This is a genomic window from Ruegeria sp. CDSA089, assembly GCF_059612205.1.
This window is the reverse complement of sequence record NZ_JBXWQD010000001.1, coordinates 304,285-323,546: the sequence shown is the minus strand read 5'-3', so window position 1 is coordinate 323,546 and position 19,262 is coordinate 304,285. Positions and strand designations below refer to the sequence as shown.

The window sequence follows — 19,262 nt, the reverse complement described above, 5'->3', positions numbered from 1 at the left end:
GTGGATGCACTCTATCAGACCCGGCACATAAGGTGCAAGCAAGCTGATCCTTTCCGGCAAAAAAGCCACGGTAACAGCTGGGTAACATATTGTTATCAGCCTGTTAGGGGGTTTGCGTGCTACCCTGAAGAGACCTTGCAAGAAATTGGGGGTCTATATGACGCAAAGCGAAACCGAATTGATGCTGAAAGGGTACGGGCTGACGACGGCAGAATTCTTCTACCATATGCCCGACTATATCCACGTCCTAAACACGTTCATCTGGCAGGATTACGATCTTGCCCCGGACCATCCGAAACTGTTCGATTTCATCGAATTCTGGCAGCGTGAGATTGAAGGTCCACTGCATTCGGTGCGCTACACGCACCGCAAGATGATCGCGCCCGGTGAATGGCGCAACATGGTGGGTGAGTTTCGGGTAAACTAGCCGACTCGCCAAGCATAGACCGAGCAGCCGGTCGATCCCGATCCGGTAAAGCTGTTGCCATCCTCGGACAGGCGGCCGCGCCATGTCACGGTGATGCCGGGGAAATAATCCGTTCCGTTAAGCTCTTGCTCGTTCAGGTAGACGACCGTGTTGGCTTTTTGCCCCAACGAATCCGTCAGGCTGCCCGTGAATTTGTTGCTACCCGCACTGGTGTACCTAACTGAACCGGTCACTTTGACGACCAGCGCGCAGGTTGCTTTGAAGCTCCAACTTCCGCTTAGGGACACGGCCGAAGATGCTGTGGTGCGGGGGGCTGTAGGTGCAGGTGCTGCGACGCAGATAGTGCCGCTTTTGCCTTCCAGTTCGTCCAGCGCGTGCCGCGTGCCCAGATCGTCCGCACCCAGATTGGATTTGCTGGCGCGTCGGTAATCCGCAAAGGCGCGTTTGGTACGGGGACCTGCGACTCCATCGGCCCCGCCCGCATTGCATCCCAGCGCGTTCAAGGCCGCTTGAGTCGCCTGCATCACCTGCTTTGAGTCCTGAATGACAGCGGGTGCAGGGGTCTCGGGATTCTGCAACCCGGCACGCAATTGCAACGCGATTTCATAGGTATAGTCAGTGGACCGGTCCGCGTATGTCTCAAGAAACGTGTCCAGCGCCGAAACCGTACCGACGGACCGGGCTAATTCCAGATCGGCGCGCATCTTTTCAATCGGCGACGTGACCGTATCGACGGAAGGCGCGGCGACAGCGGCCGGGGTGAAATAGAACTCGCCCAACAGCTCATCATAGTAAGCTGGGACTTGATTGTGCTGCACGGTGCGAGACAGATCTCGGACTTCGCGCCTGAGATCGGCGACCATGCTGCGCAGCTCTAGCCCCGGTTGCGCCAGGCGAGGCAGCAAGGCGCGGGTGAAGACCGAGTTTGGTTCGGCCTCGTTATCATGCAGCCGGTCCAGCGCCATCTGGCCCGCCCCGGCCGAGAATATCACGAACATGCCTTGCGGCGCGTTGATGCGACCCAAACCGCGGGTGCCGCCGATACTGCGTCCGGCAGTGGTGTCAAACGGGTTGTCTCGGCAGGCGTCGATAATGGCGATTGATGTCCGCGCCCCGGTGCTACGCACGCGGTTCAGCAGATTCGACAGGGCGATGGATTCGGATTTGACGAAATCGGTCTCACCAGCAAAGGGGGTTTCGATATCCGTGGGTAGAAGATAGTTCTCGCCGTCAATTTCAACTCCATGCCCGGCGAAGAAAACAAAAGCTGTATCCCCTGCCTCAAGCTGCGCGGTGAATTCCGAGATTCGTTGGTTCATGCCGCGCCGGTCCAGGTTCAACCCCTCGAACGTCTCGAACCCCAATGCCCGAAGCTGCCGCGACACCGCTTCGGCATCGGCAACGGCTTTTTGCAGGACAGGGACCGACTCGTATTGATTGTTGCCGATGACCAGCGCCAACCGGCCCTGCGCCCACAGCGGAACAGCCCAAATTATGAACCAAAAGGAAATCAGCCACTTCATTTCTAGCCCCGGTTTTCCAACATCCACTGACTTCATAGCGGATGACGGGGGCTCGCCTCAGTGACTTTGTTTACTTAGCGGCGTCTCAGCCCGAGCAACTGGCGCCACCCAATACGCAGAACTTGGCGCAATGTGGGTGGTTGAGATTCACGTCCGCCTCGGCCTCGGCCAGGGTCGAGCCCATTTCGAATTCGGGCTCATAGGCCAGTAGGGTACAGGCCAGAACGGCGGGTTTTTCTGCGCCTTTGCGCTTGACCACCATCCGAGCGTTCGAACACATCACTGCGTCAGGTGACTTGTCCAGAATGCCCCAGCAGGCCGTTGTGATTTCGGGCACTTCGACGGATTCGTCCATTTCCGGGAACAGCACTGTCTGTGCCGGGTTCTGTGCGTCGATGTCAAAGCCGTGCTGGTCAAAAAATGCAGCATATCCGGCGCGGCTGTCAGTATCGCTGTCGCCCCAAACCGTCCGACCGGCAACCGCCATGCGAAACCCATTGTCGCGCAGCCATTCCATGCCGGCCACGGTCTTTTCGAAACTGCCCTTGCCGCGTTCCTCATCATGCAGGTCGGGGCGGTAGTGATCGACCGAAATGCGTAGGGTCAGCTTGTCGCCATAGGTGCGTTGCAGCTCCAGCAGCCCTTCGCGCATCCTGCGGCGCATCATCGGCGCCATCGCGTTGGTCAGGATCAGAACCTCAAACCCACGCTCAAGCGCGGCACGGGTCATTTCGATCATCTCGGGGTTCATGAAGGGTTCACCACCCGTAAACCCAATCTCGCGCACCGGCCAGTTGCGTTCTTCGATCTGGTCCAGATAATCGCGCACGTCATCGGCGCTGATATAAACCAGCGCATCATTGGAGGGACTGCTGAGGATATAGCAGTTCTGACACTCGATATTACACAGGGTGCCGGTGTTGAACCACAGGGTTTCTGGGTTCTTCAACGCCACTGACGCGCGGGTTTGTCCATCGGCTGTCACCAATTTGTCCTGAAACTTGCCGATATTGGCAGCGCTTGCGACGTTGTCTTTCATTCCGGTATCCGGTTCTTTGAAGTCATTGCACTGACTTAGACGGTTGGGGCGGGTTCGTTAAGTGCGACACGGACGTCCTGACAGAATTTTGAAGATGAGAGTTTCTGAATAGATGATTGCGCTAACATTGGACATGCGTCAGCGGTCAAGGTAAGGAAAACACATGGTTTCTCGCGTCATCCCTGTTGATCCCTTTGATCTTGTCATTTTTGGCGGAACCGGTGATCTGGCCCAGCGCAAGATCCTGCCGGCGCTGTTCCGCAGATTTTGCGCCGGGCAATGGGTGGACGGTGCCCAAATCATAGGCGCTGCGCGCACGGGATATGACAGCAACGGGTTCCGCGATGTGGTGCGCGAATCGCTCAAGACTCACGCGGCGAAGCAATGTCAGGACGTCTCGGCGCTCGAGTCGTTTTTGCAGCGGCTGGACTATGTGGCGCTGGATGGGGTCTCGGATGAAGGGTGGGGGCATCTGGCCCGCCGGCTAAAGCCCGGTCGGGTGCGGGCCTTTTACTTTTCGGTTGGGCCGCGCCTGTTTGGTCCACTGGCCGAACGGATTGAGACGCATGGGCTGATCACACCCCTGACGCGGATCGTGGTCGAAAAACCTTTTGGCCATGACCTGGACAGCGCGCAGGCTTTGAACGCTACTCTGGCCGCGCATTTCACCGAGAACCAGATTTACCGGATTGACCATTATCTGGGCAAGGAGACGGTCCAGAACCTTATGGCCGTTCGTTTCGGGAATATGCTGTTCGAACCGCTCTGGAACAGCCAATACGTCGATCACATCCAGATCACGGTGGCCGAATCCGTAGGCATTGACGGGCGAGAAGAGTATTATGACCGCGCAGGCGCCATGCGAGACATGATGCAAAACCACCTGATGCAGCTTTTGTGCCTGATCGCGATGGAGCCTCCGGCGAAGTTCGACCCAGACGCGGTGCGGGACGAAAAGCTGAAGGTCATCCGCGCTCTGGACCCGGTCGAGCCGCATCACATTGTGCGCGGCCAGTTCGAGGGTGAGGGCGCGGGCTATCGCCAGGTCGTGGGCAATGAACGCTCGACCACGGAAAGCTATGTGTCGTTGAAGGCGCATGTTAGCAATTGGCGGTGGGCGGGCACACCGTTCTATCTGCGCACGGGGAAGCGGCTGGTGGCGCGCTCCTCGGTGATCAACGTGATGTTCAAGGACGCGCCGCACTCGATATTCGGTGCTGATGCGGGGCGTCACGCGAATGTGCTGTCGATCCGGTTGCAGCCGAATGAGGGCATCACGCTGAAAGTGACAATCAAGGAGCCGGGCCCGGGCGGTATGCGTCTGGTCGATGTGCCATTAGATATGAGCTTTGCCGAGGCGCTGGGGCCGGAAAATCAGGACCCGCCCGATGCCTATGAGCGGCTGGTTATGGACGTAATCCGGGGTAACCAGACCTTGTTCATGCGTGGGGATGAAGTCGAGGCCGCATGGGCCTGGACCGATCCCATCATCGCCGGATGGCAGGCACGTGGTGATGTGCCGAAACCTTATGATAGTGGCAGCACAGGACCGGGCGACGCCGAGCTGCTGATGAAACGGGACGGTCGCCGCTGGCAAGGAATAAACCCATGAATATACAGGAATACCCCGACAGGGACATGCTGGCCATCGACGTTGCCAATGCGTTGGCCGGAGATCTTGAGGCCGCCTTGCTGCACCACGATATGGTCTCACTTGCGGTGCCCGGCGGCACCACGCCCGGGCCGGTCTTTGACGGGTTATGCGCGGCCGATCTCGATTGGGACCGTGTGCGCGTCCTGCCCACCGATGAACGCTGTGTGCCCGGTGACAGCGACCGTTCAAACGAACGACTTATCCGCGAGCGTTTGCTGACCAACCGCGCCTCGGTCGCGCAATACGTGCCGCTGTTCGTGGAAGGAAAAGACCCAGAGGCAGTGCTGCCCGAGATCGAAAGCCTGATCACGCCAGTTCTGCCCCTGTCCGTATTGGTGCTGGGCATGGGTGAGGATATGCACACGGCGTCTTTGTTTCCGGGGATGGCGGGGTTGGCGGCTGCCTTGGACAGCCACGCGCCGCCCTTGACCATCGCCCGTACCGAAACGCAGCCTGAGGCGCGTATCTCGCTGACGGCCCCAGTGCTGGACGGCGCGTTGTCCAAGCATCTGGTCATTTTCGGCTCTGCTAAGCGCGAGGCGCTGAACAAAGCCATGGCGCTACCGCCGGAAGAGGCTCCGATTGCCGCTGTGTTATCCGGCATGATGGTCCATTGGGCGGAGTGATGCAATGAAACTGGCCGACCTCAAGACCCTTTCGGGCAGCACAAAAACCATTCTGGATCTGTTCGAACAGAACCCGAACCGGGCGCAGGAGTTCTCGGCCTCGACCGGGGATATGCTGTTTGACTATTCCAAGACCCAGATTGATGGCGACATCCGCGCGGCGCTGATCAAACTCTGTGACGACGCCGGTCTGGCGGATCGGCGCGAGGCGATGTTCTCAGGCGTCAAGATCAATGAAACCGAAGGGCGCGCGGTGTTGCACACGGCGCTGCGCAACCTTGATGGCGGCCCGGTTGAGGTCGACGGGCTGGATGTCATGCCCGATGTTTTGGACACGCTGCACCGGATGCGGATCTTCGCTGAAGAGGTGCGCGGGGGAACCTATACCGGGGTAGGGGGCAGCTTTACCGACGTTGTGAATATTGGCATTGGCGGGTCCGATCTGGGGCCCGTAATGGCGACGCACGCCCTGTCGCCCTATCATGACGGCCCCCGGCTGCACTATGTGTCCAATGTGGACGGGGCGCATATCGCGGATACTCTGCGTCAGTTGGATCCGACGCGAACGTTGGTGATCGTTGCCTCGAAGACCTTCACCACGATCGAGACGATGACCAACGCCCGCACTGCACGGGCGTGGATGTCTGAAGGTGGTGGTGATCCGGCGCGTCAATTCGCAGCCGTCTCAAGCGCCTTGGACAAGACGCAAGCCTTTGGCATTCCAGCAGAGCGTGTGTTCGGGTTTGCCGATTGGGTCGGTGGGCGGTATTCGGTCTGGGGGCCAGTTGGTCTGCCAGTGATGATCGCCGTGGGATCGAATGCCTTTGATGCGTTCCTGCGCGGTGGCCAGTCCATGGACGTGCATTTCCGCGCTGCGGAGTGGGCCGAGAACTTGCCGGTGATGCTGGCCCTGGTCGGTATCTGGCATCGGCAGGTTTTGGGCCATGCCAGCCGCGCGGTTCTGCCCTATGACCAGCGATTGCTGCGCCTGCCTGCTTATTTCCAACAGCTTGAGATGGAATCGAACGGTAAATCCGTCGCAATGGACGGCGCGGCGTTGCACGTGCCCTCGGGTCCTGTGGTTTGGGGAGAACCGGGCACCAACGGCCAGCACGCGTTTTACCAGTTGATCCATCAGGGCACTGATGTGATCCCCTGCGAATTCATGGTCGCCGCAGAAGGGCACGAGCCCGAGTTGGCCCATCATCACCGTCTGCTGCTGGCAAATTGTTTGGCCCAGTCCGAGGCACTGATGCGCGGCCGGTCCCTGGACGAGGCCCGCGCCCGAATGGCGGCCAAAGGTCTGGAAGGGGCCGAACTGGATCGTCAGGCCCGGCACCGCGTCTTTCCGGGCAATCGCCCGTCCACCACGCTGATTTACCCGCAGCTTACTCCGTTTGTTCTGGGCCAGATCATTGCGCTGTATGAACATCGCGTCTTTGTTGAGGGCGTCTTGTTGGGCATCAACTCGTTTGACCAATGGGGGGTCGAACTGGGAAAAGAGCTTGCGACCTCACTGGGTCCGATCGTGGATGGCGAAGAGGGCACCGCAGGCAAGGACGGGTCGACCGCGGCGCTGGTGGCCTACGCATTGCGCCATCGGGGTGAGTAAAATCGGCTTGCCGTGGCGGCAGGCTGCATTCTTTTATTGTCAGACAATTAAATGATTGGCAGGATTTGTCCTGACCGTCCCGACGCTAACGTCGGGCCAGAACAAGGGGCCGCCGAACAGAAGCGGCCACCACCAAGGGAGGATGTCCATGCTGGGACAAATGATGACGCAGCCGTTGCTGATCTCGTCGCTGATCAAGCACGCTGATTGCTACCATGGTCAGACCGAGATTGTTTCCGTCGAAACGGACGGAACGGTGACGGAAACCAACTGGTCCGAAGTTTCGACCAATGCACGGAAACTGGCCTCTGCGCTGACGGCATTGGGGCTTGAACCCCAAGCACGGATCGGGACGCTGGCCTGGAACAATCGGCGCCATCTTGAGATCTACTATGGCACCTCAGGCGCCGGGTTCGTGTGCCACACGATCAACCCCCGTCTGTTCCCTGAGCAGCTGACCTATATCATCAACCACGCGCAGGACCGGGTGCTGTTCTTTGATGCAACGTTTATCCCTCTGGTCGCCGCGCTGCATTCGCATCTGACCGAAGTGCAGCATTTCGTGCTGATGGGCCCGCGCAACGAGGATGCGATCGCGCAGGTGCCGGGTGTTCAGTTCTATGATGAGTTTATCGAGACCGGGGATGCCGGGTTTGATTGGCCCAGCTTTGATGAAAATACCGCGTCCAGCCTGTGTTATACCTCGGGCACGACCGGGAACCCTAAGGGTGTTCTGTATTCTCATCGTTCGACAGTGCTGCATAGCTTTGGCTCGAACACGCGCGATGTTATCGGGTTTTCGGCTATGGATGTCGTGTTGCCGGTGGTGCCGATGTTCCATGTGAACGCCTGGGGTTCGCCCTATGCCTGCGCGATGTCCGGGTCGCGCATGGTTTTGCCGGGGCCAGACTTGCACGGCGAAGCTCTGGTCAAGCTGATCGACACATATGGAGTGACGCTCGCCATGGGTGTGCCGACGATTTGGCAGGGGCTGCTGGCTTACGCGCAGGAATCGGGCAGCAAACTGGAAACTCTGGAACGCACGGTCATTGGCGGGGCCGCGTGCCCACCGTCGATGATCGAGACCTTCCGCGAGGTCTACGGCGTGGACACCATCCACGCCTGGGGCATGAGCGAAATGAGCCCACTTGGTACTGCCAACCATCCGCTGTCGAAACATGCGAAACTGCCGATCGAAGCGCAGCACAAACTGCGCGAAAGCCAGGGTCGCCCTTGTTATGGTGTCGAGTTGAAGATCGTGGACGATGACGGCAATGAGTTGCCGCGCGATGGCGAAACGCAGGGCGATCTGATGGTGCGCGGGCCGTGGGTGTTGGACAGCTATTTCCAGATGCAGGATCAGGATCTGTTGCAGGATGGTTGGTTTGCCACGGGCGATGTGGCGACGCTGGATGCGGATGGTTATATGACGATCCGGGACCGGTCCAAAGACATCATCAAATCGGGCGGTGAATGGATCAGCTCGGTCGAGCTGGAAAACATCGCCGTTGCCCATCCCAAGCTGGCAACGGCTGCCGTCATCGGGGTACCGCATCCGAAATGGGACGAACGCCCCCTATTGGTGGCGGTGAAAGCCGACGGCGCAGAGCCGAGCGAGGAAGAACTGCTGGCCTTTTTCGACGGCAAGATCGCCAAATGGCAAGTGCCGGATAAGGTTGTCTTTGTTGATGCTTTGCCACTGAACGCAACGGGCAAGGTTCTGAAACGCAACCTGCGCGTGGATTTCGAAGACGCCCTGACGGGTTGAGGTCTGCGCTTGGGAAGAATGGCTCCGGCGGTAGGGATCGAACCTACGACCAATTGATTAACAGTCAACTGCTCTACCGCTGAGCTACGCCGGAACGGTTCGCGCCGTATAGCAATCACAATCTCTGTCGTCCAGAGGGGATGGTGAAGTTTTTTCGACGAAAAAACTTGGCCCGCGTGAAGGCAAATGTTTCGCGCCAAATCTGTGTGTTTTGAAGGTGGATTTGGCTCCGGCGGTAGGGATCGAACCTACGACCAATTGATTAACAGTCAACTGCTCTACCGCTGAGCTACGCCGGAACTGAGGGCCGTATAACAACACCGAAATTTGCCGTCCAGAGGGGATCGGCATCAAATGACGAAAAAGTTTACGCCTTATGGTAATCGGGTGAACTCGGCCTCGACGGACAGCACACCTTTGGGCGAAGCCATTGATCTGACTGTTAAATCGACCAGATGAGCAAATACGTTGCGCGTCGCGGCCGGAAGCAGTGCGGCGGGGGTTTCGGTGTAGATCCTCTCTGCCAGCTGGCGGGCTGTGCCGGGACGATCCTCTAATGCGGACAGAATCTGGGCCTCACGCGCTGTGCGGTGTTGGATCAGCCAGTCCAACCGGGCGGCAGGGTCGGTGATCGGCGCGCCGTGCCCGGCGTGAAACACCGACCAGTCGCCGGCGCGCAGACGGTGACAGGCTTGCATGAAATCCGTCAGGTCGCCATCCGGTGGCGAAACCAGGGAACTCGCCCACCCCATGACGTGATCTGCGGTGAAACAGGTCTGCCCCCAACCCAGCGCAATATGATTGCCAAGGTGGCCTGGTGTGTGAATGACCTCTAGCTGCCAGTCATCGCCCGTGATGACCTGCCCATCGGTTAGTTCGATATCAGGGCGGAAGGCCGTGTCGATGCCCTCTCCGCCGCCGGTCAGCCCTTTTTGGGCGAGCTCTTGCATCACAGCGCTGCGCCCGGCCTCGGGGCCGCCAAAGGCCAGAACCGGCGCGCCGGTCCGCAGGGCCAGAGGGGCGGCAAGCGGAGAGTGATCCAGATGCGTATGCGTGACGATGATATGGCTGATGCGCTGGCTGGGGGTCAGGGCGGACAGAATCGCCTCGAGATGCACATCGCTGAGGGGGCCTGGGTCGATAACGGCACAGTCCCGCGTGCCCAGCAGATAGGTGTTCGTGCCTCGATAGGTCATAGGCGACGGATTCGGGGCCAGAATGCGCCTGAGGCCGGGCTGCAATTCGAAAGCCTGACCAGCGGGTGGATTGAAATCGTCGGGGGCCTGCATTCTGTGCTCTTTCTCTTGTCCGATCAGCCCGTTAGGTTTAGCGCATGTCGAGTGCCTGGCTCAAATCCTATATGCCGCGCAGCCTGTACGCGCGGGCGGCCATCATCCTGGTGTTGCCGGTTGTAGTTTTGTTGCTGGTGGTCGGTATCGCCTTTCTGCAAAAACACCTTGAGGATGTGACGGCACAGATGACCACCTCCTCGGCGCGCGAAGTCACGCTGATTCTGGAAACGATGGAGGGGGCTGAGACGCAGTTGCAGGCGCTTGCCGCCATGCGGCAGGACCTTGTTGCCCTGGATATGAAAGCGCGGTTTCTGGGTATTGATGAACGTCCTGCGGTCGGAATGCGGCGCTGGTATGATTTTATCGCGCCGCAAGTTGCAGCGGAATTACACGCCAAGCTGCCACAACTGACGGCGGTGGCTTTGCCCAGCGGTGACGAGGCGCGCCTGTATCTTCAAACCGATCTGGGCCCGTTCGAACTGGTGCTAGATCGCCGCCGCCTGTCCCCGGCCGCACCACATCAGTTGATCGTGACGATGGTATTTTTCGCAGTCGTCATGACGACGATCTCGTTTCTATACATGCGCAACCAACTTCGGCCCATCACCCGCCTGGCGGATGCGGCCCAAGCATTTGGGCGCGGGCGGGTGGTACCGTATTCGCCAGGTGGCGCGATTGAGGTACGCGCCGCGGGAAGCGCGTTTTTGGACATGCGCGCCCGGATCGAGCGGCAAATCGAACAGCGCACCCTGATGTTGTCCGGTGTAAGCCACGATCTGCGTACACCTCTGACCCGGCTCAAGCTGGGATTGTCGATGCTGCCCGAAGATGAAGCCGCACCTCTGCAAAAGGATGTAGACGAGATGCAGTTGCTGCTGGATGCGTTCCTCGAATTCTCGCGCGGAGCAGCCGAGGGTGCTCCGGAACAGGTTGATCCGCGCCATTTGCTGCAAGTGATTGTTGATGACGCACAGCGCGCGGGTTACGACGCGCGTTTGGTTGCAACCGATGGGGAAGGGCAGGCCATGCTGCGTCCGACCGCGATCCGGCGGGCAGTCGAAAACCTGATTGGCAATGCTGTGCGCTATGGCAACAAGGCCGAATTGAGCCTCTCGTTGACCGCCAAAACTTTGCGAATCCGGGTCGAGGATGATGGCCCCGGCATCGCGCCTGAAGATCGGACCGAAGCGGTGAAGCCGTTTTCGCGGCTTGATCCGGCACGCAACCAGAACAAGGGCAGCGGCGTGGGTCTAGGGCTGGCGATCGTCGCTGATATCGCCCGCGCGCATGGTGGTGTATTGCGGCTGGGAAAGAGTGAAAGGCTTGGCGGGCTGAGCGCGGATATCATCATCGCGCGCTAGAAGTTCCAATAGCGTTTGGCGCGACGGAATCGGGTCATATGGCCCTGTCTAGAGACTAAGAGATCAAGCCATCTTATTCGAATTCAAGAACAAAGTAGCCAAAACCTGTCAAATTGTGTATATATTAACGCAAAATGAACGCGCTATGGGGAATTCCGTTAGAGACGGTGGGACTCTGAGTGTATTAAAGTTCAGTTAATATTTGAGGTTGTGGGTGTCGGGTGTCGCTTTTCAAGGCGAGGTGGTTGCTGTGAATTGGTTTTTTGTTGTTGGTATTGGCGCTGTGGCCATGGGCTGGTTTGAACCCTGCGACTCGTTTTATGAAGTCTGTGAGTTTTTACACTATCGCGCTCTGAACTATTGAAACCCAGAGGCAAGGCCTGGTGTTTGCGGTCAGGAAGTATCTATGACCGCTCGGCTTCGTATCCAGTTATGGCAGATTTTGGTAGGCCCGGCAGGACTTGAACCCGCAACCAAAGCGTTATGAGCGCTCTGCTCTAACCAATTGAGCTACAGGCCCGCCTGAGCGCTTTGAGTATCACGGTGAACGCCCGCGTCAAGCCTGACCGTTGCAACATCTTCCACAATCGACTAACCCGCGCGGGAACCATTCATGAGGGGTTGGCCATGACAGCGGGCAAGAACGGAATCACCTATGCGGACGCGGGTGTTGATATTGATGCAGGCAACGCTCTAGTTGACCGGATCAAGCCTGCGGCCAAGCGGACCAACCGTTCCGGTGTGATGAGCGGGTTGGGCGGATTTGGTGCTCTGTTCGATCTCAGGGACGCAGGCTACACCGACCCGATTCTAGTCGGCGCGACCGATGGCGTGGGCACCAAGCTTCGCATCGCCATTGATACCGGCGTGGTTGACGGTGTGGGCATTGATCTGGTGGCCATGTGCGTCAACGACCTGATTTGTCAAGGCGCTGAACCGCTGTTTTTCCTCGACTATTTCGCCACCGGCAAGCTGGACACCGACACGGCCGCTCGGATCATTGAAGGCATTGCTGAAGGTTGCGTGCAGTCTGGCTGCGCCCTGATCGGTGGTGAGACGGCAGAAATGCCCGGCATGTACCCTGATGGTGATTTCGATCTGGCAGGGTTCTCGGTCGGCGCGATGGAGCGTGGCGCGCATCTGCCCGCAGGTGTGCAGCAGGGGGATGTGCTGCTGGGGCTGGCCTCGAACGGGGTGCATTCCAACGGCTACTCTCTGGTGCGCAAACTGGTCGAGATTTCTGGGCTGGGATGGGACGCCGAGTCGCCGTTTAGCGACGGTACGCTGGGCGAGGCACTGCTGACGCCCACGCGTCTTTATGTCAAACAGGCGCTGCAAGCGATCCGGGCAGGGGGCGTTCACGCGCTGGCCCATATTACCGGCGGAGGCCTGACCGAAAACTTGCCGCGTGTCCTGCCCGAGGGGTTGGGCGCTCAGATCGACTTGAACGCTTGGGATTTGCCGCCCGTCTTCCGTTGGATGGCCGAGACCGGCGGGATTGCCGAAGCCGAGATGCTCAAAACCTTTAACTGTGGCATTGGCATGATCGTCGTCTGTGCCGAAGACCGCGCCGATGATCTGGCTGCTCTGCTGGTCGAAGCCGGCGAAACTGTCTCGCGTATTGGCACTGTCACTGACGCGCCCGGCGTGGCTTACTCTGGCAAACTGCTGTGAGTCACAAGCGCGTCGCCATCCTGATCTCGGGCGGGGGGTCCAACATGGTGTCGCTGGTTGATTCCATGGCCGGAGATCATCCCGCGCGACCCTGCCTGGTTCTGGCCAACGATCCGGAAGCGGGCGGTTTGAAAAAGGCCGCCGAGCGGGGCATTCCAACTGCGGCAATAGATCATCGCCCGTTCAAAGGTGACCGCGCTGCGTTCGAGGCGGAGCTGCTGAAACCGCTCGAGGCCGCGGGGCCCGATATTGTCTGTTTGGCGGGATTCATGCGTGTTCTGACCGGTGATTTCGTATCGCGGTTTCAGGGCCGGATGCTGAACATCCACCCTTCACTGTTGCCGAAATACAAGGGTCTGAACACCCATGCCCGCGCGATCGAGGCAGGCGATGCCGAACACGGATGCTCGGTGCATGAGGTGACGGCGGCACTGGATGACGGCCCGATCCTGGGTCAGGCCCGTGTGCAGATTGACGCTAACGATACGCCCGAAGCTTTGGCCGCGCGTGTGCTGGTTTGCGAACACAAGCTCTATCCCGCTGTGCTTCGACGTTATGCGAGCGGTGATCGGACACCAGTGTTGCTGCCATGATCTGTGCAGGGTGATTTACACGCCCGTGTTATTCGGCCTATGGTCTGCACAAGCGCTCGGATCGGTATGAAAGCGACGGGCAGTCACCAAGAAGAACAAGAGCAAGAACACGACCGCGCATGAAGACCCTGACAACGACGCAAGAGCTGGCCGATTTCTGCGAGGCCGCCGCAAGCCATGACTATGTGACAATAGACACCGAATTCCTGCGCGAGCGCACGTACTATTCGAAACTCTGTCTGGTTCAGCTTGCCGTCCCATCCTCGGGTGAAGACAGCGCGGTGCTGGTCGATCCTCTGGCCGAGGGTCTGTCGCTGGAACCACTATACGACCTGTTCAGAAACGAGGGCGTGGTCAAGGTGTTTCACGCCGCTCGTCAGGACCTTGAGATTTTCTGGGTCGAAGCAAATGTCTTTCCCACGCCTCTGTTTGACACGCAGGTTGCTGCGATGGTCTGCGGGTTTGGTGAGCAGGTCGGGTATGAAACCTTGGTGCGCAAGATCTGCAAACAGGGGGTGGACAAGACCTCGCGCTTTACCGACTGGTCGCGCCGTCCGCTGTCTGATGCGCAAAAGACCTATGCTTTGGCTGATGTGACTCATCTGCGGCAGATCTATGAGCATCTCGCGAAAGAATTGAAAAAGACCCAGCGCAGCCATTGGGTGGCTGAAGAACTGCGGACGCTCACCCATTCAGATACCTATGACATTCGCCCGGAAGACGCGTGGAAGCGGGTCAAGACCCGCACGAACTCGGCCAAGTTTCTGGCAGTCGTCCGGGAACTGGCGCATTTCCGCGAGGCCTATGCGCAGCAAAACAATGTCCCGCGCAGCCGGGTGTTCAAGGATGACGCGCTGATCGAGCTGGCCTCGACCAAGCCCAAGTCGCCTTCTGATCTGGGCGGATCGCGCCTTCTGCTGCGCGAAGCGCGCAAGGGCGCGATTGCCGAAGGTATTCTGGCGGCTGTCAAAAAGGGTGTGAACTGCCCTCCCGAACAGATGCCGCGTGTGGATAACAGCCGCGACAAACTAAAGGTTAATCCAGCCCTCGCCGATCTGCTGCGCGTGTTGCTAAAATCCAAGACCGAAAGCTCGGGCGTGGCGGCCAAGCTGATCGCAACCAGCTCAGAACTGGATCAGATAGCCTCGGGCGAGCGAGATTTGCCAGCGATGTCGGGTTGGCGTTTCGAAGTGTTCGGTGAAGATGCCCTGAAGCTGTGCGAGGGTAAGATTGCCCTGGCTGCACAAGGCCAGACCGTCAAAGTCGTGGCTTTGTAAGAGGCTTATCGACGCCGCGATTCCAGCGCGTTTTGCTGACCTATGACCCGCACTAGCCGGATATTAGCCAGATCATCCTGTGTCACGTTGGTGGCGTCCGTCACTTTGCGCGAACGATCTGTCCCCTGATTGGTCGCATAGCTTGGGTAGCTGACGCGGAACGTGTACTCCAAAACGCCGTTCTTCGCGTTTTCTTCGCTCTCAACAGGGACAAGCTGGGCTCCAAACGCGCCTTGCCGCGCGGCCGTTCCGGATACGAAGATGATCGCGCCGCCGGGTGTGGGATCAATGCGCAACTGGTCAATGCGCGCGATGGGTACGCTGTTGTCCTCGGGTTCCGGGCGTCCAAACAGCCTTACGCGCTCGCGCTGTTGGGGCACCAGCGCATTTGGGTCGTAGGCCGCTGTTTCGGTCGGTGCAGGCGTCGATGTGCTGGACCCAAACCAGTTGCTTGGATTCGCGCGCGAGTCGCGCCACCCGCTGCAAGCCGACAAGGTAAGTGTAGCGACCAGAAGAACAGACAGTGTTTTTTGCATGGATCCAAAGCTCTGAGCGGTATTTCCCGCACTGGCCTAGCGCAAATTCCTTGCTTTGAAAACCCAAACCGGGTCTGGACAGGCCGGGGTCGGCGGCATAGGTCACGAATGTGAATGCAATGAAAGGACCGTCGCACTATGGCAACGCCTGCCTTTGAAGAAATCGTCGAGGATTTCGAGTTTCTGGAGGACTGGGAAGACCGGTACCGCCATGTGATTGAGCAGGGCAAGGCAATGGAGCCGCTGGAAGATGCCCTGAAAGTGCCTGCCACAAAGGTGCATGGCTGCGCCAGCCAAGTCTGGCTGCACCCAGTGATCGAAGGTGGCGTTTTTCACTTCGATGGGGATAGCGATGCGCTGATCGTGCGGGGCCTGATTGCGGTGTTGCGGTCTTTGTACAACGGTCTGCCCGTCGCTGATGTGCCCAAGGTAGACGCAGGCGGAGAGCTGGCGCGACTGGGCTTGAACGATCACCTGTCAGCACAACGGTCCAACGGTTTGCGTGCTATGATCGAGCGCATCCGCGAGGTGGCGCAGGAAAACGCCTGACGGGCCTTAGCCGCGCTTGGCCCAATCCGCCAGTGTCGTCTCCAGATCTCCATAGCCGGTAAAGCGCCGCTCGAACGTCAGCCCCATGCGGTCGGCGCAGTCCTTGGCGCGCGCGGTCAAAGCAGGGTCGTCGGTCTGGGCTTGATAGACCAGTTTGGTGTAATTGCCGAAATACATATCCCGCAGCTCGGGGTGGCGGTCGAGGCCCAGAGGTTTCCAGACGAAGGCATCGAATTGCCGAGCCAGGAAATCGGTCAGGTAAAAGGCGGTCGTTTCATCCTCGCCCCGTGCATCAAAGATGTCATTGCCTTCGAAAAAGGAATAGCAATGCGGGCCTTTGATCATTTCGACGTCTAACTCGGCGCATGCTTTTTGCAGCAGGCCACCGGTGCCGCAATCGGCATAGACCACATAGACCGCGTCATATTGGTCGCGGTGCTTGGCCACCGCTTCTTGCACGGCCTGTGTGATCCGTTCGGGGTGGACGTGCAGGATGGCGGGCAGGCAGGTCAGGGCCATGTGATCCCAGCCGTTGCGCTTCTTGAGGTCCAGAATCTCGCGGGCCAGTGCGCCGCAAGCCAGCAAAAGGATACGCCCTTGTTCCGAGTGGCTTTGATAGCCATCCGTGGTCAGGCTGCTGTCATCGGGAACCCGTTCCTGTGTCATGTCACCCCCATGGGCCTTGGGTGTTGAATAAAAAAAGCCGCCCGGTTGCCGGACGGCCTTGAATTCGGAGTGTAGGTCCGATCAACCCGCCAGCTGGTTATGCTTGCGCGAGACGAAGTCCTTTGCCATTTCCACGGCGACGGCTGCGTCACGGCAATAGCCGTCGGCGCCGATCGCTTTGCCGAACTCTTCGTTGAGGGGCGCGCCGCCGACCAGAACGATGTATTCTTCGCGCAGGCCTTGCTCAACCATCGTGTCGATCACAACCTTCATGTAGGGCATGGTCGTGGTCAGCAGGGCCGACATGCCCAGAATATCGGGCTTTTCGGTTTCCAGCGCTTCCAGATAGTTCTCGACCGGGTTGTTGATGCCGATATCGACCACCTCGAAGCCGGCGCCTTCCATCATCATGGACACCAGGTTCTTGCCGATGTCGTGGATGTCGCCCTTCACGGTTCCGATCACCATTTTGCCGACGCGGGGTGCGCCGGTTTCGGCCAGCAGCGGCTTCAGGATGGCCATGCCGCCCTTCATCGCATTTGCGGCCAGCAGAACTTCGGGAACAAACAGGATGCCGTCGCGGAAGTCGTGGCCCACGATGGTCATACCGCCAACCAGCGCCTTGGTCAGGATGTCGTAAGGGGTCCATCCGCGTTCCAGCAGGATGTTCACACCTTCTTCAATCTCTTCTTTCAGACCGTCGTACAGGTCGTCGAACATCTGTTCGACAAGTTCGTCGTCGTTCAGTTCGGACAGGACGATGTCTTCTTCATCGGACATGGGGCGTTTCCCTAGGGCTGTGCGGGCATAGCGCCCGTTGGTGGCATTTTTTCCGTTTTGGCCAAAACGTCGCATCCAGACTGTTACGATTGCGACCTTGGCGGTTCCGAGACCGACCTATACGGCAAAATCTCAATCAACTCGACGTCATTTCCCGCAAGATCATCCTGAATTGGTTTCAGGTTTCAGTCAAATCGAGGGGCGGTGCAAAGGTTTGAAAACTCTTGCGGGATGGTAACCAGGCCTTGCGATTTCGGCGGTTCGAGCCTAATTTGAGAGTGAGAACAAAAGGGAAACAAAATATGTCGCGACCGCATGTCCGAGCCCGCGGTGTCGCAACCAACGCAGCAGGCCGGTTCGAACAATTCGAGACCGTGACCTGCACGGATGGGTGGGAGCTTGAGGAAGATCTGCTGCCCCTGCGCACCGAAGTGCGAACAGAAGTCGCGCGCAGTCTTATCACCTATAACCGGTCGCCCGATCTGCCGTTTGACCGCTCGATCAACCCGTATCGGGGGTGTGAGCACGGCTGCGTCTACTGCTTTGCCCGCCCGTCTCATGCCTATCTCGGGCTGTCTCCGGGGTTGGATTTTGAAACCCGCCTGATCGCGCGGCCTAATGCGGCTGCTGTCTTGCGTAAAGAGCTTTCATCGCCGCGTTACAAGGTGGCAACCATTGCGCTGGGGACAAATACGGACCCGTATCAACCGATTGAGCGGGATTTGAGGATCACGCGGGAATGTCTGTCCGTATTGCGGGACTTCCGGCATCCTATTGGGATCGTTACCAAAGGGGCCCTGATCGAACGCGATCTGGATATCCTGGCAGAGATGGCGCAGGACGGATTGGTGCGGGTTGGAATTTCGCTGACCACTCTGGACGCCGATCTGTCCCGCCGGATGGAGCCACGCGCGCCGTCACCGAACCGCCGTCTGGCGGCCATTCACCGGTTGACCGGGGCAGGGGTGCCAGTGCGGGTCATGACCTCACCCCTGGTTCCGGGCCTGACCGATCATGAATTGGAGGCGCTGCTGGAGGCTGGCCGGGACGCAGGTGCGGATGCGGCAAGCTGGATCATGCTGCGTCTTCCGCGGGAGGTGACCACCTTGTGGCAAGAGTGGTTGCACGACCACGAACCCGCACGCGCGGAAAAGGTCATGTCCAAACTGCGCGAGATGCATGGCGGTCGGGACTACGACCCGCGCTGGGGCCACCGGATGCGCGGTGAGGGCGAGTATGCCGGGTTGATCGCAAAGCGATTTGCTTTGGCTGTAAAACGGCTTGGCCTTGCGACATACATGCCGCCTCTGCGGAGCGACCTGTTCGCCAGGCCAGCGCAGCCGGGCGATCAGCTCGCTCTGTTTTGAACCCAAAAGGTCGTGGTTTTTCTGAGGCGAAACATAGGCCTTTAGACGCCTGTTTTTACGGGAATATTAAGTTTTGGCCATACGGTGAAACACGCCTAGATATCTCGTGGCTGCCCCTATATCTCCAGAGGCTGAGGTTACTATTGAGGAGGAAAATATGGGTACCCCCAAGGAAATCGAAGCAGCCGCGAAGAAGATGCAAGCCGCAACGGCGGTCTATCATAAATCACAACAAGAATTGGATAAGGCCAACAAGGACCTGTCGAAATACAATGACATCATCAAGGGCGGCAATGTCTCGGCGATGGGCCCGGCGACGATAGAGCTGTCCAAAGTTGCGGCCAAAATCGGCGCGCTGCACAAAAAGGTCGGTGATGCGAAAAAGAAAATGGACGACGCGATCAAAGCGCTGAGAAAGGTCATGCCGAAATAGGTGGAAACGTCCCGATTTCGCCCACTGAGCGGGTGCTGTCAAATTGAAAAACCCCGCCAGGTAGCGGGGTTTTACTTTGTCGATA

18 protein-coding genes and 3 tRNA genes are annotated in these 19,262 nt (G+C 58.8%); 12 read left to right on the top strand and 9 right to left on the bottom strand.

All coding sequences use genetic code 11. The features are described 5' to 3' along the window. Positions 1–157 precede the first annotated feature (157 nt). Positions 158–427 (top strand): usg protein, encoded by a 270-nt coding sequence (locus tag AC2FJ6_RS01640; protein WP_170774269.1) that lies wholly within the window; start codon positions 158–160, stop codon positions 425–427. Here AC2FJ6_RS01640 and AC2FJ6_RS01635 read toward each other — a convergent pair. Together AC2FJ6_RS01635 and AC2FJ6_RS01630 are read right to left on the bottom strand one after the other, a co-directional pair. Further along, positions 424–1,950 carry a caspase family protein gene (locus AC2FJ6_RS01635; protein ID WP_496668275.1) on the bottom strand — a complete coding sequence of 509 codons (1,527 nt, stop codon included), beginning with the start codon at positions 1,948–1,950 and terminating at the stop codon, positions 424–426. The genes AC2FJ6_RS01640 and AC2FJ6_RS01635 overlap by 4 nt on opposite strands. 85 nt (positions 1,951–2,035) lie before the next feature. Further along, a complete protein-coding gene (locus AC2FJ6_RS01630; protein ID WP_496668273.1) occupies positions 2,036–2,989 on the bottom strand; it encodes a radical SAM protein in 954 nt (317 codons plus the stop codon). Positions 2,990–3,152: 163 nt separating this feature from the next. Between AC2FJ6_RS01630 and zwf the strand changes: the two genes are divergently transcribed. The 4 genes from zwf (at position 3,153) to AC2FJ6_RS01610 (ending at position 8,649) form a co-directional block, all read left to right on the top strand. After that, positions 3,153–4,601, top strand: a complete 1,449-nt coding sequence (zwf, locus tag AC2FJ6_RS01625) for a glucose-6-phosphate dehydrogenase (protein ID WP_496668271.1) — start codon at positions 3,153–3,155, stop codon at positions 4,599–4,601. Next, the gene (gene pgl / locus AC2FJ6_RS01620; protein ID WP_170774261.1) at positions 4,598–5,269 is read left to right on the top strand and encodes a 6-phosphogluconolactonase; all 672 of its coding nucleotides are present in this window, start codon (positions 4,598–4,600) and stop codon (positions 5,267–5,269) included. The genes zwf and pgl overlap by 4 nt, the downstream gene beginning before the upstream one ends. A gap of 4 nt (positions 5,270–5,273) precedes the next feature. Then, entirely contained in the window at positions 5,274–6,881 is a 1,608-nt protein-coding gene (pgi, locus tag AC2FJ6_RS01615) for a glucose-6-phosphate isomerase (RefSeq protein WP_496668269.1), read from the top strand. Between the two features lie 148 nt (positions 6,882–7,029). Continuing rightward, entirely contained in the window at positions 7,030–8,649 is a 1,620-nt protein-coding gene (locus tag AC2FJ6_RS01610) for a long-chain-fatty-acid--CoA ligase (protein WP_170774257.1), read from the top strand. Between the two features lie 19 nt (positions 8,650–8,668). Here AC2FJ6_RS01610 and AC2FJ6_RS01605 read toward each other — a convergent pair. From AC2FJ6_RS01605 to AC2FJ6_RS01595, 3 genes are all read right to left on the bottom strand, one after another. Further along, positions 8,669–8,743: transfer RNA gene (locus AC2FJ6_RS01605), tRNA-Asn, on the bottom strand. A 130-nt stretch (positions 8,744–8,873) separates the two neighbouring features. Further along, a tRNA-Asn gene (locus AC2FJ6_RS01600) sits at positions 8,874–8,948 on the bottom strand. 75 nt (positions 8,949–9,023) lie between these two features. Then, entirely contained in the window at positions 9,024–9,938 is a 915-nt protein-coding gene (locus tag AC2FJ6_RS01595; protein WP_170774255.1) for an MBL fold metallo-hydrolase, read from the bottom strand. Between the two features lie 44 nt (positions 9,939–9,982). Between AC2FJ6_RS01595 and AC2FJ6_RS01590 the strand changes: the two genes are divergently transcribed. Next, positions 9,983–11,302 carry an ATP-binding protein gene (locus tag AC2FJ6_RS01590; RefSeq protein ID WP_170774253.1) on the top strand — a complete coding sequence of 440 codons (1,320 nt, stop codon included), beginning with the start codon at positions 9,983–9,985 and terminating at the stop codon, positions 11,300–11,302. Between the two features lie 443 nt (positions 11,303–11,745). Here AC2FJ6_RS01590 and AC2FJ6_RS01585 read toward each other — a convergent pair. Then, positions 11,746–11,822, bottom strand: a tRNA-Ile gene (locus AC2FJ6_RS01585). Between the two features lie 107 nt (positions 11,823–11,929). Between AC2FJ6_RS01585 and purM the strand changes: the two genes are divergently transcribed. From purM to rnd, 3 genes are all read left to right on the top strand, one after another. Then, positions 11,930–12,976 (top strand): phosphoribosylformylglycinamidine cyclo-ligase, encoded by a 1,047-nt coding sequence (purM, locus tag AC2FJ6_RS01580; protein ID WP_170774251.1) that lies wholly within the window; start codon positions 11,930–11,932, stop codon positions 12,974–12,976. Next, positions 12,973–13,569, top strand: a complete 597-nt coding sequence (purN, locus tag AC2FJ6_RS01575) for a phosphoribosylglycinamide formyltransferase (protein ID WP_170774249.1) — start codon at positions 12,973–12,975, stop codon at positions 13,567–13,569. Before purM ends, purN begins: the two co-directional genes overlap by 4 nt. Positions 13,570–13,688: 119 nt before the next feature. Further along, complete coding sequence (gene rnd, locus AC2FJ6_RS01570; RefSeq protein WP_170774247.1) at positions 13,689–14,846, top strand: ribonuclease D; 1,158 nt, start codon at positions 13,689–13,691, stop codon at positions 14,844–14,846. Between the two features lie 5 nt (positions 14,847–14,851). On the opposite strand, the gene AC2FJ6_RS01565 is transcribed toward rnd, so the two are convergent. Next, positions 14,852–15,382 carry a hypothetical protein gene (locus tag AC2FJ6_RS01565; RefSeq protein ID WP_170774245.1) on the bottom strand — a complete coding sequence of 177 codons (531 nt, stop codon included), beginning with the start codon at positions 15,380–15,382 and terminating at the stop codon, positions 14,852–14,854. 138 nt (positions 15,383–15,520) lie between these two features. Between AC2FJ6_RS01565 and AC2FJ6_RS01560 the strand changes: the two genes are divergently transcribed. Beyond that, on the top strand, positions 15,521–15,931 hold the full coding sequence (locus tag AC2FJ6_RS01560) for a SufE family protein (RefSeq protein ID WP_170788651.1): 411 nt from the start codon (positions 15,521–15,523) through the stop codon (positions 15,929–15,931). 6 nt (positions 15,932–15,937) lie between these two features. Here the strand turns inward: AC2FJ6_RS01560 and AC2FJ6_RS01555 are convergent, their stop codons facing one another. Further along, positions 15,938–16,597, bottom strand: coding sequence for a DUF1638 domain-containing protein (locus tag AC2FJ6_RS01555; protein WP_170774241.1), 660 nt, complete (start codon positions 16,595–16,597; stop codon positions 15,938–15,940). 81 nt (positions 16,598–16,678) lie between these two features. After that, positions 16,679–17,377, bottom strand: coding sequence for a corrinoid protein (locus AC2FJ6_RS01550; RefSeq protein ID WP_170774239.1), 699 nt, complete (start codon positions 17,375–17,377; stop codon positions 16,679–16,681). Positions 17,378–17,679: 302 nt separating this feature from the next. Between AC2FJ6_RS01550 and AC2FJ6_RS01545 the strand changes: the two genes are divergently transcribed. Both AC2FJ6_RS01545 and AC2FJ6_RS01540 read left to right on the top strand, forming a co-directional pair. After that, entirely contained in the window at positions 17,680–18,744 is a 1,065-nt protein-coding gene (locus AC2FJ6_RS01545; protein WP_170774237.1) for a PA0069 family radical SAM protein, read from the top strand. Between the two features lie 157 nt (positions 18,745–18,901). Then, complete coding sequence (locus AC2FJ6_RS01540) at positions 18,902–19,177, top strand: hypothetical protein (RefSeq protein ID WP_170774235.1); 276 nt, start codon at positions 18,902–18,904, stop codon at positions 19,175–19,177. Positions 19,178–19,262: the final 85 nt, after the last annotated feature.